Origin of the sequence: Spirosoma sp. (genome assembly GCF_026391055.1) — a bacterium.
Taxonomy (GTDB): Bacteria; Bacteroidota; Bacteroidia; order Cytophagales; family Spirosomataceae; genus Spirosoma.
Genome location: NZ_JAPLET010000015.1, coordinates 329,764 through 345,614, shown reverse-complemented (window position 1 = coordinate 345,614; position 15,851 = coordinate 329,764). Strand labels below are relative to the sequence as shown.

Annotated in this window: 14 protein-coding genes; 6 read left to right on the top strand and 8 right to left on the bottom strand. The window is 49.0% G+C overall.

Annotated elements, in window-relative coordinates; translation table 11 throughout:
* Window positions 1–18: 18 nt before the first annotated feature.
* Complete coding sequence (locus tag NT073_RS07060; protein ID WP_297370871.1) at window positions 19–435, top strand: hypothetical protein; 417 nt, start codon at window positions 19–21, stop codon at window positions 433–435.
* Window positions 436–501: 66 nt separating this feature from the next.
* On the opposite strand, the gene NT073_RS07055 is transcribed toward NT073_RS07060, so the two are convergent.
* The 3 genes from NT073_RS07055 to NT073_RS07045 are packed head-to-tail and all read right to left on the bottom strand — an operon-like array spanning window position 502 to window position 3,989.
* The gene (locus tag NT073_RS07055) at window positions 502–3,174 is read right to left on the bottom strand and encodes a TonB-dependent receptor (protein WP_297370869.1); all 2,673 of its coding nucleotides are present in this window, start codon (window positions 3,172–3,174) and stop codon (window positions 502–504) included.
* A 51-nt stretch (window positions 3,175–3,225) separates the two neighbouring features.
* Window positions 3,226–3,594: a GLPGLI family protein gene (locus tag NT073_RS07050; RefSeq protein WP_297370866.1), complete on the bottom strand. Its 369-nt coding sequence runs from the start codon at window positions 3,592–3,594 to the stop codon at window positions 3,226–3,228.
* Window positions 3,591–3,989 carry a hypothetical protein gene (locus NT073_RS07045; RefSeq protein ID WP_297370863.1) on the bottom strand — a complete coding sequence of 133 codons (399 nt, stop codon included), beginning with the start codon at window positions 3,987–3,989 and terminating at the stop codon, window positions 3,591–3,593. The genes NT073_RS07050 and NT073_RS07045 overlap by 4 nt, the downstream gene beginning before the upstream one ends.
* A 501-nt stretch (window positions 3,990–4,490) precedes the next feature.
* Between NT073_RS07045 and NT073_RS07040 the strand changes: the two genes are divergently transcribed.
* Entirely contained in the window at window positions 4,491–5,708 is a 1,218-nt protein-coding gene (locus NT073_RS07040; RefSeq protein ID WP_297370860.1) for an NADP-dependent isocitrate dehydrogenase, read from the top strand.
* Window positions 5,709–5,797: 89 nt separating this feature from the next.
* Window positions 5,798–6,205, top strand: coding sequence for a Dabb family protein (locus NT073_RS07035; protein WP_297370857.1), 408 nt, complete (start codon window positions 5,798–5,800; stop codon window positions 6,203–6,205).
* 61 nt (window positions 6,206–6,266) lie between these two features.
* On the opposite strand, the gene NT073_RS07030 is transcribed toward NT073_RS07035, so the two are convergent.
* Together NT073_RS07030 and NT073_RS07025 are read right to left on the bottom strand one after the other, a co-directional pair.
* Window positions 6,267–6,773 (bottom strand): phosphoglycerate mutase family protein, encoded by a 507-nt coding sequence (locus tag NT073_RS07030; protein WP_297370854.1) that lies wholly within the window; start codon window positions 6,771–6,773, stop codon window positions 6,267–6,269.
* A 170-nt stretch (window positions 6,774–6,943) separates the two neighbouring features.
* Window positions 6,944–7,750: a DUF1080 domain-containing protein gene (locus tag NT073_RS07025; RefSeq protein ID WP_297370851.1), complete on the bottom strand. Its 807-nt coding sequence runs from the start codon at window positions 7,748–7,750 to the stop codon at window positions 6,944–6,946.
* Between the two features lie 123 nt (window positions 7,751–7,873).
* Here NT073_RS07025 and NT073_RS07020 point away from each other — a divergent pair, with 123 nt between their 5' ends.
* Both NT073_RS07020 and NT073_RS07015 read left to right on the top strand, forming a co-directional pair.
* Window positions 7,874–9,760, top strand: coding sequence for a family 16 glycoside hydrolase (locus NT073_RS07020; RefSeq protein ID WP_297370848.1), 1,887 nt, complete (start codon window positions 7,874–7,876; stop codon window positions 9,758–9,760).
* 67 nt (window positions 9,761–9,827) lie between these two features.
* Window positions 9,828–11,831: a c-type cytochrome gene (locus NT073_RS07015; RefSeq protein ID WP_297370845.1), complete on the top strand. Its 2,004-nt coding sequence runs from the start codon at window positions 9,828–9,830 to the stop codon at window positions 11,829–11,831.
* A 45-nt stretch (window positions 11,832–11,876) separates the two neighbouring features.
* Here NT073_RS07015 and NT073_RS07010 read toward each other — a convergent pair whose 3' ends face one another.
* A complete protein-coding gene (locus NT073_RS07010; protein ID WP_297370842.1) occupies window positions 11,877–12,494 on the bottom strand; it encodes a hypothetical protein in 618 nt (205 codons plus the stop codon).
* A gap of 313 nt (window positions 12,495–12,807) precedes the next feature.
* On the opposite strand from NT073_RS07010, the gene NT073_RS07005 reads away from it, so the two are divergent.
* Window positions 12,808–13,206 (top strand): hypothetical protein, encoded by a 399-nt coding sequence (locus NT073_RS07005; RefSeq protein ID WP_297370839.1) that lies wholly within the window; start codon window positions 12,808–12,810, stop codon window positions 13,204–13,206.
* Window positions 13,207–13,348: 142 nt separating this feature from the next.
* Here the strand turns inward: NT073_RS07005 and NT073_RS07000 are convergent, their stop codons facing one another.
* Window positions 13,349–14,416 carry a PLP-dependent cysteine synthase family protein gene (locus NT073_RS07000; protein WP_297370837.1) on the bottom strand — a complete coding sequence of 356 codons (1,068 nt, stop codon included), beginning with the start codon at window positions 14,414–14,416 and terminating at the stop codon, window positions 13,349–13,351.
* 86 nt (window positions 14,417–14,502) lie between these two features.
* Window positions 14,503–15,639 (bottom strand): TlpA disulfide reductase family protein, encoded by a 1,137-nt coding sequence (locus tag NT073_RS06995; RefSeq protein WP_297370834.1) that lies wholly within the window; start codon window positions 15,637–15,639, stop codon window positions 14,503–14,505.
* Window positions 15,640–15,851: the final 212 nt, after the last annotated feature.

The following is a 15,851-nucleotide window of genomic DNA, read 5'->3' as shown; positions in this document are numbered from 1 at the left end:
ACTAATCTATACTTCTTAATGAAATCTGTTCTACTTTCCTGCTTTCCTTTAGTTGCGTTTATGGTGTTCGCCGGTGGTGCTCACCGCTCGCCGGATTACACCACAACCCTTACGGGGCGGTATACCATAACCTATATGAACTGGGATGGCGACATTTTTCATTTGCCGGAGCGTAACTTTTCCGGGTCAATTTGGCTAGGCAAACGGGATGGCACACATCTCGACATGACCTTTTCGGTGAAAGCCATTGGCAAAGGCAAGCGCATTAACGAAACATCGGACCCACAAACGGTAGAAGTAAGGCCAACTACGGGAAAATCATTTTCCCTATATGACAACGGCGTGAAGTTGGGGACTATCTCGCCAACGGCCATCGCAATAAAAACTGCCACGGAGGATGGGAAGGGCTTGGTAATGATTAAAGCTCGGCGGTAAGCAATAAGCCTGGATAAAGGGGCTTGGATTGGAAGCTGACAGTTGATAAAATGAGTATTCTGAAGGTCAAATTTTTCGTTCGACACGTACATTTATAAATCTGGGCAACAAGGTATACGCTTGCTGGCTGACAAAATAATTACTGACTTGATTGAAAACCAGGTATTGATTGTTAAATAAGTTTGACCCGATTAAGCCAAAACTCCATTTGGATTGACTGGGCTCATACCTGACCAGCGCATCGACAAATTGAGTTGCATTGGTACTTGTCTTAAATCGCCAATCATACCACTCAGCCGAAAGTTTAAAAAACCATCCAGCTGAGGGACGTAACGTAAAAACAGCATGAGGTTTGATGAGCGTTGTCTGATAGGCAGGTAACCCTTCAGGTTGCACCGTACTGACGGTAAAATCGGACCGTCGGAAACCTAATTCGGCATTGAATGGATGATCAAAAGACGTAATAAAATAGAGGGTATTATTAATAGATGTAAATTGAGACCGCCGTAGATCTGTACTGTTTATCTGGTAAAATTGTTCACCTCGCGAAGCCTCTCCCTCCCATCTGACTTTTAGTGAAATAGGCGCAATAAGTTTGTCTAATTGCCCAAAAACAAACCATTGACCGAGGGTGCCTTCTATAGGTCTGGTTGTTTGTTGATTAATAGTGTTTGAAATTTGTAAATGGGTGCTGTATGGAGGTTTATTAGACGCCCATGATGCTGTGGTAAAAAAGGAGAGTAGACCAGGCCAATTAACATATTGGTATGATAATGCCAGCCGATTGGATGTAATAACTGGCAGAGCTGGAATAAACCAGCTAAACGTTCGGTAATCAGTCAGAATACTGTTACTAATAAGGTTGTTTATTATTGGCAGCGTATTGTTCCGGCTATACGTAAAACGCATTTTTTGTCTTTTTCCCAAATCATAGCCAACGGTTAAGGATGGGTTTAGCCATAATTTTTTACTTGTCAAGACATCCGTACTGTCATAAACAGATGCCCTTACATGTTGTAAAGCAACATCTGCGGATAAATCCCAACGATCCCACTTTTGAAAGTAATGCCCTTCTGTCGTCAAATACACGCTTTCGTACTGTGTGAAGCTTTTATCTGGCACTATTGGTACGATTGGCTGTTGATCCGGTGTTTGTAACTGCGCCGAAATAGAGGCTGTTTCATTTCTAACGACCAGGCTTGACCCTATCGAGTATTTCCTGGTATCCGATGAGCCTTTCCACCGTAGCCCTGCACTCATTTCAGCGCTGGTACGGGCAATGGCCTGATTATATTGGTTGTAATCCGGCGACACACCAAAGAAAGAATTGTATCGTGCGCTATTGTAGATATTTTGCTGTGGTAATTGGTTATAAATATAATTTAAGTCAACTAGTAAAGCGTTTTTTCCGGGTAGCCTTCGTGTAATACTAAGGTGCTGATTACTTAGCTGAGATTTCTCAACACCCTCATTACTAATTTTCTCTGAGAGAACTTCATTTTTCGAAATTGTATTAAATTTCAGAGAAGCTGATGTTCTTTTTATATCTGACGAAAAAGTGATTAATGTCTTTGCATCTACTTTATAATCCATTCTGATATTCCCGGCCCAAACGATTGGCGTACGAACATTATCTAGTGAGTCGTATACATTAACTGTCTTGTTATCTAACAAATAACTAAACCTATTACTGGCCTGATTATATTGCTTATCATTACTGAAATAATAAAAGCCACGAACTTTTAGATTCTCCGTCAGTTTGCTGCTTACCGTTGCACCAACCAGGTTTACCCGGTTAAAATTATAGCGATTTACGGCTAAATCCGGTACGGTTGTTAGTTGATTATTGACAAGAGGGTTTGTCGAAACCGATTCTATCGAACTTACATTTTGCTGATCTGACTCCAGTTCGTACTGAGCATTGACAATAGGATCTGTACCGATGTTATTTGCATTCCCAATTACACCTATTTTTAATCGTTTAATGATAGAGAATAAGCTTAAATTGACTTCATATCGTTTGGCTGTACCAGTCGCAATACCACCATTTTCGAAGACCTTTGCCTTTATATCATCTTTAATCGTTAAATTAAGTACCAGACGCCCTGATTTCTCAATTCCCTGCAATAAACCGTTTTCCGAATAATTATCAATAGCCTGTACATTTTTCAGAACATCGGCCCCCATATTGCGGGTGATAAGCTGGTATTTTTTACTGAATAAATCCTCGCCTTCAATCAGTACTTTATCAACAATTTTACCGTTTACTTTGATTTTCCCGTCTTCGCTTACTTGTATACCCGGAAGTTTCTTCAATAAATCTTCAACAGAACGTTCCGTTCCATTTGCAAATGCCTTGACAGCGTAGGTTGTTGTATCATTTTCGCTCCGTACTGGAATGATGGCTTTCACAGATACTTCTTTCAGCTCGATTGCTTTCGTCGTTAGACTGAAATTCAGTTGAATGGACAGGGCGTTTTTTTCGGGTGTAATCAGCGTATCAATTGTTTCGAAGCCTAAACCTCGAATACTCAGCTTGTATGAATCTGACAGTGAACTCGTTTTGATCGAGTAATTACCCGCTATGTCTGTAGAGGCAAAGGCGATCAGCGTTGTATCAGGTTTTAGCTGGTAGAGTGTAGCACTAACGGATGGAATAGGTTGGCCCGTAATTTTTTGACTTACATGCCCTTTAATTTGTATGGTTAGCTGCCCAAATGCATAATTATTCAGCAGCAAAAAGCTGAAAAGGAGAATGAACCAGTTACTATAGAGCCTAAGCAAGGTTTATCAGGGATTAGGAGGGACTTCAATACCTTTAACTTCTGTTTTTATTTGTGACCCTTCCATACCCGGTTGCGAACTTGCCATCTTATCGAACCTGCTGTTGTTTTCTTTATGACGCTCCCAAAACGTCTTTTCCGTTAAAATTTTTTTACCGGGCGTACGGGCAGGAACATCGATAATAGTACCTGAAGGTGCCGGCATTCGTAAGGATTCGAATTGAAACGTAACCGCACCTTTGTTATCGTAAGCTTCCAGAATCAGTCCGGGTAACCCATGTAATTTCCAGGGGCCAGTGCTTACGGGTATCTCGGTTGTAAACCAGGCCGTATAAAACCGCCCGCGTGTTGTTGCTTCGGCTTTCTGGCATTTCATCCCCCAATTGTCCGAAACTGATTGATAATTTTCCAGTCGATAGGCGTTAACGTATCGTCGACGTATACAAATTCCATATCGGCCTGTTGATGCGATATAATTCGATTGGTAAGTAAATCTTTGTATACCCAGTATGGGCTTATATTGCTCCTGGATTTGTAAAATACTATCTGTGAAGAATCCATCGGGTTTAATTTTTTAATTACACCCGTTGCAACAGTTACAGATTGATGCTGATTAAATCGTAGTTCAAACGGAATGGCATATCGCTTGGCAGTATCGGCAAAAGCGGTGATTTGCTGATAGGTTAATATGCCTGATGGGGCCTGTCCAAAAATAGATATTGAACAGAGGATATAGAGCTTAACAAGAAGCAATAATCGTTCTCTTTTCATAAATCAAATGATATTTATTTCATATTATATATTCACGTCTAAGCTCGTGTTGTAAAGTATAGATGCTTGTATACATTAAATTCCATAAAAGTTACTAATATAACAAATGTGCGACTGTGTTTTAATTACTAATAACCATCATATTATGTGCATTTGCCACCGTTTTCGTCGCATGATGAACAGGGTAGATGAGTAATCATCAATTTATAAAAGCCTACCCTATGCCAGAACAACCGACAGTGGGCGTATGATAGCCACTGAAGATGATGCAGGCGAATTTGGCCATTCTGGAACCAGGCAAACTCTATGCTAAAGAAGATGGTCGACAGTAGATACAATTGATGGTTAAAAAAACTTGTTACTACCTGAATACGGTTTTTTAATTTGGTAGGCAAGGCCATTCACCAAGCCACTAGATAGGAAGTACCCATGTTTAGGCGAGATTCACTACTTTTGCACCCAAGTTTTCGTATCGTTTTCAATCGTTTATAATCAAGTCAAATGGAAAAAATTAAAGTGGCAAATCCGGTTGTCGAACTGGATGGCGACGAAATGACCCGTATCATCTGGAAATTCATTAAAGACAAGCTGATCCTTCCTTACCTTGACCTTGACATCAAGTACTATGATCTGGGCATCGAGTATCGCGACGAAACCAATGACCAGGTAACGATTGATGCGGCTAATGCCATTAAAGAATACGGTGTCGGTATCAAATGTGCTACCATCACCCCCGACGAAGATCGCGTTAAAGAGTTCAACCTTAAGCAGATGTGGAAATCGCCTAACGGCACGATCCGCAATATTCTGGACGGTACGGTTTTCCGTGAGCCTATCGTGATGAACAATGTACCCCGACTGGTAACCAACTGGAAAGCCCCCATCATTGTGGGTCGTCACGCGTTTGGTGATCAGTACCGCGCCACGGACTTCCTGGTACCGGGCAAGGGTAAACTGACCATGAAATTCGAAGGTGAAGACGGAACGGTGCAAGAATACGAAGTATTCAACTTCCCCGGCGCTGGTGTCGCCATGGGTATGTACAACCTCGACGAGTCGATTCGTGGGTTTGCCAGAGCCTGTTTCAACATGGCCCAGCAGAAAAACTGGCCGTTATACCTCTCGACCAAAAACACGATCCTGAAAAAATACGACGGTCGTTTCAAGGATATTTTCCAGGAAATCTACGACGCTGAGTTTGCCGGTAAAGTGCATTACGAACACCGCCTGATCGACGACATGGTTGCCTCGGCTCTGAAATGGGAAGGTAACTTTGTATGGGCCTGCAAAAACTACGACGGCGACGTTCAGTCGGATACCGTTGCGCAGGGTTTTGGCTCGCTGGGCTTGATGACATCAGTACTGGTTACGCCCGATGGCAAGACGATGGAAGCCGAAGCGGCCCACGGTACCGTTACACGTCACTACCGCGAGTATCAGAAAGGCAACAAAACGTCGACCAACCCAATCGCTTCGATCTACGCCTGGACGCGTGGTCTGGCTTTCCGTGGTCAACTCGACGGCAACCAGCCTCTGATCGACTTCGCTAACGCGCTCGAAGCCGTTTGCGTAGAAACCGTTGAAAGCGGCAAAATGACGAAAGATCTGGCCCTGTCGGCTTATCCCGTCGGCACGAAGCTAACGGCCGGTGAGCACTACATGAACACCGAAGATTTCCTCGACGCGCTGGACACGAATTTACAGGCGAAATTAGCTTAATCCGAACCGCCCGTGCGGTTCAAAGGCGTGCCGCCCCATAGTAGGGCGGCACTTTTTTTACCTTTTGTGTTCAAACCCATAATCGCCATATGAAATCTCTTCTGACCATTGCCTTACTTTCGTTGCTCTCAATCACAACGTACGCTCATACACCAACCGAGGAACCCCCAGTCAAAAAAATGAAAAGCACTTCTGTTCAGCACATCGTGCTGTTTAAGTTCAAGCCGGAAACAACACCGGCTAAGGTGAAAGAGATCGTAGCCGCTTTCGAAGCACTGCCTTCGCAGATCAAAGAAATCAAAGGATTCAAATGGGGAACCAATAACAGCCCCGAAAACCTGAATAAAGGCTTGACGCATGCATTCATCCTGACTTTCGACAGCGAGAAAGACCGGGACGCTTACCTGCCCCATCCTGCCCATAAAGCCTTTGGCGGCATCGTTGGTGCCTGGCTGGCCGATGTTACCGTAGTCGACTTCACCGATCAGGCGAAGTAAGAATATAAAGAACGCTTACCCTACCAGACAGCAAAATGCTGTCTGGTTTTTTTATTTACTCCTAAGGCGCTGTTGGCTGGCCGTACGTTGTCGGAACGAACGAAACGGACTTACGAAACGGCCCACGGTGCATGATTACCCGAAAGAGGTTATCAAAATCGCCGGACTCAATCTTTCCTATCGTCGGTTTGGCACCAAGGCCTCTGGCAATTTCCAGAATCGTGTTACTGTGCCCGACCACCAGCACCGTTTTGCCACGTATCATTTTAACCCGCTCCACGATGGCGTCAGTAGGTTTGGCCGGGTAATCGACAACGGGAACGCCAATACGTTTGGCAAGTGGCTGCGCCGTTTGGCGAGTCCGGTAATAGGGCGTTGAAAAGATCGAGTCGATGTTTTTGTCGGCAAGGGTTTCGGCCAGTGCAGCTGCCCGGGCATAACCAGCCGGTGTCAGATCGGTAGTGTCCGTCTCGTTCATTTTTTCGGCATGACGCACGATGTAAACCGTTGTTGTCGAGCAGGCCGCAGAGACAACGATCAGGAAAATCAAGAAAGCAAAAAAACGCATAGTCTGTTGATTGATAAGTTATACCTGCTGGTTTTAACCCGTATCTAGTTTCAACCTGTATTACGTGGTAAAACTAGGTACAGATTAAAACCAGTAGGTATAAAAACTAGTACAAAAAAGCCCCCGGCACTACCGGGGGCACTTACTGAATGGTCAACGCAGAGTTACTTCTATAACTCCCGAACCCAGATGTTCCGGAAACCAACCGGGTTGCCGTGATCCTGCAACAGAATTGGACCGGCACCGTGTGGCTGCACTTTTGGGTAGCCGATGTACTCGGTGGTACCGCGAATGGCAGCATGGTTCTGTACCAAAATGCCGTTGAGCAATACGGTCACGTAGGCGTAATCGGTCATCATACCGGCTTTATTAAACTTGGGTGCCTGATAGATGACGTCGTAGGTCTGCCACTCGCCGGGCTTACGGCTAGGGTTCGCTAATGGGATAGTCTGCTTATAGATCGAACCAACCATACCATCTACGTAGGTAGGGTTGTTGTAGTTGTCGAGTATCTGCAACTCGTAACGACCCTGTAAGAAGATGCCGCTGTTACCCCGGCCCTGGCTGTTTCCTTCAACTTTTTCGGGTGTTTTGAACTCCAGGTGAAGCTGGAAATCATTGAACTCTTTTTTCGAACGGGCCGAAAAACCCTTGGTCGAATACAAAACACCGTCGGTAACGGGCCACTTCAGCGGACCTTCGTTCGTCTTTTCCCAACTAGCTGGCGAATAGCCTTTTATGGCTACCCACTCGTCGGCGTTTTTACCGTCGAACAGCACAATTGCGTCGGAAGGTGGGGTGATGCCGCTGGTGTTGGCGGTAACCGTACCGGGTGTAACAACGGGAGGAACGGGCTCCCAGATTTCGGTCGATTCGGGAGTTTGCTTGCTGGGCTGAGTTTGGGCCTGAGCCTGATTTGACAGAGCAAGACTAACGATACCAACGCAGACAGCCAGCGATAAATGTACGTTTTTCATGGAAAATGTTTCGGGTTAATGCCTTTGCATAATTAACGTTCAAAGATAGGGTAAATGTCAATTAGCAGTCTTTTACACGGAAAAAATGTAATTTCAACCTTCAAAACTTCTTTTCTCCGTCTCATGGTAACCCCACCTCTTACAGCCCGTTTTACCTGGCTGCTGAGCGCTGGCTGGGCCCTCAGTCTCGGTTTGGCAATGGCCCAACCCGCTCCGGCTCCCGGCATCCCGCTTCCGCTCAATGATTTGAGTGCGTTCACTTCTCCAACGCCCAACTGGCGTATTGTTGGCACCGTTCGCGCCGATCTGAACAAAACCAATACGCTCATTACCGATAAGGGCACCGGTATTCTGGCCAATATTCCACTGGCAAAGATGCCCGATGACCCCAAGGTTCCGTATAAGTACGATCTGGTCACGACCCTGCAACATGGTGATGTAGACCTGGAATTCGATTACATGATGGCGTCGCAGTCCAATTCAGGTGTGTATTTACAGGGGCGCTACGAAATCCAACTGCGCGATAGCTGGGATATTCGTACCCCCAACGTACACGACAATGGTGGCGTTTATGAACGCTGGGATGACAAACGCCCCGAAGGGCAGAAAGGCTACGAAGGGCACGCAGCCCGGCAGAATGCCAGCCGTGCACCTGGCTTGTGGCAGCATATGAAGATTTCGTTTCAGGCCCCTCGCTTTAACGCTAACGGTCAGAAAACCGAAAATGGCCGTGTTATCCGGATTGAGCTGAACGGTGTACCCATTCAGGACGATGTTGAACTGACCGGCCCAACGCGGGGTTCGCTGTTTGCCGACGAAAAAGCCGTTGGTCCTCTTCGCATTCAGGGCGATCATGGCGCAGTGGCCTTCCGGAACATCCGCTATGTATCGTATGACAAACCCCGGCCCGAACTGCTCAACCTGAAATACGCCGTCTACAAAGGCAAGTACGAAAAAGAACCCGATTACGATAAAACAGCGCCGGAATCGGAAGGAGCAACGAAAGTACTGTCGGCATCGGTCAACCGGATTCCCAATGAGTTTCTGATTCGGTACACGGGTACGTTACGCGTGTCAGAACCCGGCGAGTACCGCTTTAACCTGGGCGCTCCGGGGGGCGGTGGCATGTTGAAGATCAATAACCAGGTAGTGGTTGCGCCTGGCGGCTGGAATGGCTCGGGTAAAGCAACACTGCCCAAAGGTGACCTTCCCTTTGAGCTGTTCTACTCCAAATTTGTCGACTGGGCACAGCCTGCTCTCGGCCTTACTGTAGCCGGACCGGGTGTTCGGGAGTTTGTAATCAGCGAAGGCGCGGGTAGCAACGGCGATGAGGTCGACCCGATCATTGTCGATGCCCCCAGCAACACGGTTCTCCGGAGCTTTATGGACATGCCCGGTGAGAAGAACACGCAGGGCCGTACGCTTCGTGTGGTTCATGCCATTTCGGTAGGTAGCCCCGAGCAGGTGCATTATACGTACGATCTGGATAAAGGCGCACTGGTACAGGTTTGGCGCGGCATGTTCCTGGATGCGACACCCATGTGGCACGACCGGGGCGACGGCTCCTCCCGGCCAATGGGTATGGTGCAGCGGCTGGGTGCTCCCATGCTTTTCCTGAGTAAATTGGCTTCACCACAAGCCGCCTGGACGGCCGATACCACCGGCTCCGGCTACCGGCCCAAAGGATATGTACTGGACGAAAGCGACCGGCCAACGTTCCGGTACCAGAGCTACGGCTCGTCAGTCAATGACAAAATCCGGGTGCTGGCCGACGGGAAAGGTGTTCAGCGGGAAGTGACCATCGCCAATCCGGCGGGCGACCTCTACGCCCGGTTGATCAGCGGTGCCAGCATTACACCCATGGAAAACGGTATGTATCTCGTTGACGGGCAGGAGTACCTGCGCATCGACGATGTAGCGGGCGCGAAGCCAACTATACGAGATGCCAACGGCCGGCAGGAGTTGATCGTACCGGTCAAAGGAAAAGTCACTTACTCAATCCTGTTTTAATAGGAATGTCAATCGAACGAATTAGGCAGATAAAATTCGTTCGATCCGCGTTCCCATCCATTATCAGATGAAAAAGCTATTTATATCTTTACTCGCCACGGCTTCCCTCACGGCAGCCATGGCTCAGGAATCGCCGAAGGAAGAGGATTTCTTCAAGATTCTGAAAGTAACCGCTCCGGAAGGAACGCTCCTCGAAGTGGGCGGCCTGACAACGCTACCCGATGGTAGTGTGGGCGTTGCCACGCGTCGGGGTGATGTCTGGATCATTGAAAACCCAACTAGCCGCAAACCTTTTTTCCGCAAGTTTGCGTCGGGCCTGCACGAAATTCTGGGCCTGACTTACAAGGACGGTGCCCTCTTTTGCGCACAGCGCGGGGAGCTGACCAAACTGATCGACTCGGATAAAAACGGGAAGGCCGATATTTTCGAAACGGTTTATGCCTGGCCTTTGTCGGGGCACTACCACGAATACAGCTTCGGACCGAAGATTGCTCCCGACGGTAAGTTTTTCGTAACGGGCAACGTAGCCTTCGGCGACGAAGAGTGGTGGCGGGGCGAAAGCCGTGTCCCCTGGCGTGGCTGGACGATGAAAATCAGCGAAGATGGCACCATGCAGCCCTGGGCAACCGGTATGCGCTCTCCCTGCGGACTGGGCATCTACGAAGGTGAACTTTTCTACAGCGACAATCAGGGCGAATGGATGGGCTCCGGCGGGATTTTCCACGTCAAGAATGGTGCCTTTACGGGTCACCCGGCGGGTTTGCGCTGGACCGGCCTGGCCAACTCACCCGTTAAACTCACCAACGAACAGTTCGTTGCCAAGATCGACGAACGTCGTCGGCGGGATGAAAACGGCCGGGCTATCAAACCCGAAAACGTGGTCAACGAAACGCCGACTCTTTTCTACAATCTGAAAGAAATGTTCCCGAACGTCGACGTTCAGACGCCTGCGGTTTGGCTTCCTCACGGTATTCTGGGTATTTCGAACTCCGAAATCCTGCAAATTCCGGACGGTGCCTTTGGGCCGTTTTCGGGGCAGTTGCTGGTGGGCGACCAGGGCATGAGCAAAATTTCGCGGGTGTTCATGGAAAAAGTGAACGGTGAGTACCAGGGCGGTGCCATCGAATTCCGCAACGGCTTCCGGTCGGGTGTGCTCCGGATGGCGTTTGCCAAAGATGGCTCGCTGTTCGTGGGTGAAACCAACCGGGGCTGGGGTTCGGCTGGTGAAGCGAATGACGGCTTGCAGCGGGTAGCCTGGAACGGTGCCATGCCCTTCGAAATGCGCACCGTGAAAGCCATGCCTGATGGGTTTGAAATCGAGTTCACGAAACCCGTCGACCGCAAATCGGCTGAAGATCTGGCCTCGTACCGGGTCGAAAGCTTCCTCTATAAATATCACGCCGTTTACGGTAGCCCGACCATCAATAAAGAAGCCTTACCGCTCAAAGGTGTAAAGGTATCGGCCGATGGTATGAAAGCGCGTCTGATCGTTAGCGACCTGAAGAAGTTTTACATCCACCAGTTAACGCTGGATGGGGTTCGTGGCGTTGAAGGATCGTATTCACTCGTTCATCCGATTGCCTATTATACGCTGAACAACATCCCAACGGGTGAGAAACTGGCCATGAGCGAGGTAAGCACAAAAAATTCAGCTGCCACACCGGCTACTGCACCCGCAACAACACCAGCCGCAGCAGGCAAGAAAGCTGCCCCCGCTAAAGCTACCACGGGCGCTAAGCCTAAGTTGGTAGGTGGCCAGGCGGTGACAATGGCGAAAGCGCCCACCTACGACGAAGTAAAAGGCTTGCTTACTCGCCACACCTGTTCGGCTTGCCACCAGGCCAACAAACGGCAGGTTGGCCCCGCCTTCGCCGACGTAGCCAAACGCAAGTACACCAACGATCAGATTGTGGAGTTGATCTACAATCCCAAACCCCAGCACTGGCCCGAATACGCTACCGAGATGCCGCCTATGCCACAGGTTCCTAAACCTGACGCGTTGAAAATTGCCGCCTGGATCAACTCACTAGCTCCGGCCAGCGGCAGTGAAGCAGCCAGCGAAAAGCCGTAATAATTTTACTTATAAAACCGACCGTCGACGCATCGACGGTCGGTTTTATAATCCAAGTAAATAACTGAGCCCTAATTGAGGCTGATAAACCCCCATATACGAATACAACCCATCGTCAGCCTTATAGACTTTATCCTGCCAGCTAATGAGTGCATCAAGCTTTAGTGCAGGAGTAATGCCAATAGTAACACCCGCACCAAACGAGCGCGAATAAACTGTTTTGGGGAAACTGGGCGCTAGTAGCGTGACGGTTGTTGTCGAACCATTCGGCTGTGGCAGCAAGATTGTTGCCTGAATCTCTGAACTTCCGCTTTTCCGACTACCTACCTGATAAGCAGCCGTCAGAAAGGGAGAAATACGAGTCCGGGTAAATTGATACCGGACCATAGGACCCACCGCGAGTATATTATCATGAGCACTCCTGATCCACTCCCAACTTTGGGTACTGCTTAATCCGATTAGCAGTTTGTCGGCAACAAAATATCCTCCCTGCGCGTGCGAGATCAGGTAATTCTTCATAAGGTTACCATTTGAGTAACCACCCTGAATCCCCACCAGCCATGTTCCCTGTTGATACGGCTTGGGAATATCGTTATGATCCAGCCGTTGCGCCATAGCACCAACCGACACAGTAAATAGGCATAAGAATAGAGCGTTTTTCATATTGACGTTCGTTTGCCTTGTAACGGACCAGTCACATGAACATCTTATATACTATTTACTATACGGTCTATTCATCGCTGTAACGAAGAAGCTCCTTTCATTTTAGCCCTACTCTGGTGACCAAGCAACCGGCTCAATCGGCGCTGCGGGATGTACCATTCAATCAGGCAAATAATATTTCGTCCACTCATCCATCTGAACAACCGTTCCAGTAGTTTGTATTACATAGTACCATCCCTAGCCTATATCTTTGTTTCACCAATCGGGAATAACCCGACTCGCTTTTAACTCAAAACACTAAAACATAAAAATCATGAAAACGCTCATTAAATCCTTCGCCTTAGCTCTTTCTTTAGCCGTTGTTACATCTGCTGCCACCTTTAGCGAAGCAAAACCCATTGGCCGTCCAGCGCACGTTGCGGCTTATCAGTCGGCCATGTATACTTCGGTAGATGGCAAATTGAATATCGCCCTCGACAAACAAACCGGTGGTGCCGTTGATATTCTCCTGAAAGGTGCAGATGGAAAAGTCCTGTTCACCCAGCGCGTCGGCAAAAACGAAAGCAAGTTCCGGACTCGTCTGAACCTAAGTGAACTGCCCGATGGCGTTTATCAAGTCGAAATCACCAATGGTGTCGAAACGAAGTCACAAAATATTACCATCTCGACTCAACAACCCGAAGCACCTAGCCGCCAGATTGCGGTTAAGTAAACAACAAACCTTCCTCTTGAACTAGAAACCCTCGCCTGTGATGAATAGGCGAGGGTTTATTTTGGTGCCGGGTTATCTACCTGTGGTGGTGGCACTGGACGATCGACATAGTCACAGACTAGGCCCAACGCCCACCACCAAATCAGAAAACGCCCGGCCGTCCCACGAGCAGACGACTGATGGGACGATAGTCCGTAAATTCTATGTGCGGGGCGACATAGCCCGACTTGATGGGCTCTTCCCGTACCAGATCCGTACTCAGGTATTTCTTGTTACTGTCGCAGAGGATGGTCACCACGCGGGCATCAGCCCCCATTTCGTTTTGCAGGTTGATGGCACCAATCAGGTTGGCACCGGACGAAATGCCCACGGCTACGCCAAGCTGCACCGCCAGTTTCTGCGCCACCAGAATAGAGTCGCCGTCATTGGCCTGTACGATGTGGTCCAGCTCGTTAAGTTTCAGAATATCGGGGATAAACTCGTCGAAAAACCCCTGAATCCGGTGCGTTCCGGTTTTGTGTCCTACCGAGAGGGTTGGCGATTCGGCGGGTTCGAGGGGGTGGATGCGGATGTCGGGTTTGCGGGATTTCAGGTAACGCCCCACCCCCATCACGGTTCCGCCGGTGCCTACGCCCGCCACAAAGGCATCGGGCGTAATGTCGACGCTCTGGAGCTGAAGCCAGATTTCCTTACCTGTCGTTAGGCGGTGGGCGTCGGCATTGTATTTATTGGCGAACTGCCGGGGCAGAAAAACAGTTGGATCGCTGGCCGCCAACTCCTCCGACCGGCGAATGGCACCCATAAATCCACCCTCTTCTTTGGTGAACAGCACGATATCGGCCCCCAGGCTCCGGATAATGTCGATCCGCTCCTGGCTGATCCCGGCGGGCATGATAATGGTAACGGGATGTCCCAGCGCCCGGCCTACCGCCGAAAAGGCAATGCCCGAACTGCCGCTGGTGGCTTCCACAATCCGGTCGCCGGGTTTTATATTGCCTTCCCGATACGCCTGATGGAGCACATGCAGTGCCATGCGGTCTTTCATGCTCCCCGTCAGGTTATAATGTTCACACTTGACGTAGAGCGAACGGGGCTGGCCTTTATACGTATAAAATAACTCCAGCATCGGCGTGTTGCCGACGAGGTGCCAGAGGTGTTCAAATTTTTCCTGAATGGCTGGTTTGATCGCCGTTTCGGTCGGTAAAATCATGAGGGTATTAAAAAGAGCTACCCGCCGGGGCGTTAACCAGTGCGGGTAGTATGTGGATGAATGGCAATGAAAAAGTTGTAGCAGGTTTATGGTTTTGCCGCCAGGATTTCTTCCAGCTTTTTCCCCAACGCTTCGCCCCGAACATTTTTTGCAACAATCTTACCATCAGGCCCAATCAGGAAATTTTGCGGAATGGCTCGCACGCCGTACTGCTTGGCTACTTCATTATCCCAGAATTTGAGGTCCGATACCTGCGTCCAGTCCAGCCCATCTTTATGAATGGCTTTCAGCCAGGCATCTTTCGCCGTTGGCCGGTCGAGCGAAACGCCCAGCACGGTAAAGTTTTTGTCTTTGTACTGATGGAAGTTTTTCACCACATTGGGGTTTTCCTGTCGGCAGGGGCCGCACCAGCTTGCCCAGAAATCGACCAGCACGTATTTTCCGTGAAAGCTGCTCAACGACACCGCCCTGCCCGCCGTATCGGCCTGGGTAAATTCGGGAGCCATTGCCCCTACCGAGGTGGCTTTGGCAATGGCGAGGGTTTTAGCATACGCTTTTCCGGTTTCGCTCGTCTTCAGCGACTCCGCTAAGCCATCGAACATCGGGCCTACTTCGGTATAGTCGGGTGCATAATCGTATTGCTGCAAGGTGTTTAGACTCACCACTGAGTTCGGGTTCGCCAGAATGAACTGTCTTTTTACTTTTTTCTGCTCGGCTTCAATCGCTTCGTAGCGTTTGTCCAGACTTTCTTCGAACTCCTTCGATTTGCGCTGTTCCGGGCTGGCAGACCGGTATTCTTTCATTAGCTGCGCCATGTTGGTCGAAGCCGGTTTGAGCAGGGCCGTTAATTTCTGAAGATCGGCGTTGAGGGGCGTACCGCTCACAAGAGCGTTTTCGAGCGAGTCGGGGCTGGCTAGGGTAATGGTACCAGGTTCGAGGTATACGGCCACAGCGGCTATAGGCCGGTTCCGGCTAAAACCGGTGCCGAGCTTATCGACAAAAAGCGTTGCCTGAGTAGGAGTAACGACCTTTCCGCTGAACGCAAAAACTCCGTCCTGAATCTGGGCAGAATCCATTTTGGCCGTCCCGCTCTCCATATAGCGCAGATACGCTTTGGCAGGGGCTTTTACACCGGCAAGTTTCCCATTGAGTGTATAGGTCCCGGTTTGTGCCCAGAGCATCGACGGACTGAGGAGCAGTGCGATCACGAAAAAGCGTTTCATAGTTGCCTGATTTAGTGTAAGGCTTAAAAATAGTGGAAAAAGGGTGGTTTTCAATCAGTACAACCCAATCCCTCAAAACCGGTATACGTTAGTCCGGTTCCCTGCTATATTTTATGGTCCGGTTAGAGTAAGACTTTAGCGGTCTACTCTTATTTCAGGTACTACGTCAGCACGTTTTGGTGCTGGTCAACCCCTTGTTCACGTTAACCCAA

Bases quoted from the DNA above. Each gene is read 5' to 3' on its own strand.
- NT073_RS07025 (WP_297370851.1), bottom strand. From the start codon at position 7,750: ATGAAAAACGTACATTTATCGCTGGCTGTCTGCGTTGGTATCGTTAGT.
- NT073_RS07030 (WP_297370854.1), bottom strand. From the start codon at position 6,773: ATGCGTTTTTTTGCTTTCTTGATTTTCCTGATCGTTGTCTCTGCGGCC.
- NT073_RS07005 (WP_297370839.1), top strand. From the start codon at position 12,808: ATGAAAACGCTCATTAAATCCTTCGCCTTAGCTCTTTCTTTAGCCGTT.
- NT073_RS07035 (WP_297370857.1), top strand. From the start codon at position 5,798: ATGAAATCTCTTCTGACCATTGCCTTACTTTCGTTGCTCTCAATCACA.
- NT073_RS07000 (WP_297370837.1), bottom strand. From the start codon at position 14,416: ATGATTTTACCGACCGAAACGGCGATCAAACCAGCCATTCAGGAAAAA.
- NT073_RS07010 (WP_297370842.1), bottom strand. From the start codon at position 12,494: ATGAAAAACGCTCTATTCTTATGCCTATTTACTGTGTCGGTTGGTGCT.
- NT073_RS07050 (WP_297370866.1), bottom strand. From the start codon at position 3,594: ATGAAATGCCAGAAAGCCGAAGCAACAACACGCGGGCGGTTTTATACG.
- NT073_RS07045 (WP_297370863.1), bottom strand. From the start codon at position 3,989: ATGAAAAGAGAACGATTATTGCTTCTTGTTAAGCTCTATATCCTCTGT.
- NT073_RS07015 (WP_297370845.1), top strand. From the start codon at position 9,828: ATGAAAAAGCTATTTATATCTTTACTCGCCACGGCTTCCCTCACGGCA.
- NT073_RS07040 (WP_297370860.1), top strand. From the start codon at position 4,491: ATGGAAAAAATTAAAGTGGCAAATCCGGTTGTCGAACTGGATGGCGAC.
- NT073_RS06995 (WP_297370834.1), bottom strand. From the start codon at position 15,639: ATGAAACGCTTTTTCGTGATCGCACTGCTCCTCAGTCCGTCGATGCTC.
- NT073_RS07060 (WP_297370871.1), top strand. From the start codon at position 19: ATGAAATCTGTTCTACTTTCCTGCTTTCCTTTAGTTGCGTTTATGGTG.
- NT073_RS07020 (WP_297370848.1), top strand. From the start codon at position 7,874: ATGGTAACCCCACCTCTTACAGCCCGTTTTACCTGGCTGCTGAGCGCT.